A 396-nucleotide genomic window follows, 5' to 3' on the forward strand; every position below is an offset into this window, starting at 1 on the left:
GGCCATGGCCCAGGTGCAGCTGCAGGAGTCTGGAGGAGGATTGGTGCAGGCTGGGGGTTCTCTGAGACTCTCCTGTACAGCCTCTGGAGGCACCCTCAGTCGGCGTTCCATGGGCTGGTTCCGCCAGGCTCCAGGAAAGGAGCGTGAGTTTGTAGCAGCTATTAGCTGGAATGCTGGTAGTACGCGCTATGCAGACTCCGTGAAGGGCCGATTCACCATCTCCGGAGACAACTCCAAGGACACGGCGTTTCTGCAAATGAATAGTGTGAAAAGTGAGGACACGGCCGTTTATTTCTGTGCAGCAGATTTCCGTCAGGGATTGACTTACATAAGTTCTACCCCCCCGTGGCTGGGCAAAGGGACCCAGGTCACCGTCTCCTCACACCACCATCACCA

The 396-nt window shown here is 56.8% G+C and carries 1 protein-coding gene; it reads left to right on the forward strand.

Features of this window, described 5'->3' with window-relative positions; all coding sequences use genetic code 11:
* Nucleotides 1–4 precede the first annotated feature (4 nt).
* Nucleotides 5–396 (forward strand): hypothetical protein (locus tag OO306_RS28495; RefSeq protein ID WP_265970404.1); only part of this gene is annotated, 392 nt, incomplete at its 3' end.

The organism is Pseudomonas sp. DCB_AW (genome assembly GCF_026240895.1).
In the GTDB taxonomy this organism is placed as follows: domain Bacteria; phylum Pseudomonadota; class Gammaproteobacteria; order Pseudomonadales; family Pseudomonadaceae; genus Aquipseudomonas; species Aquipseudomonas kermanshahensis.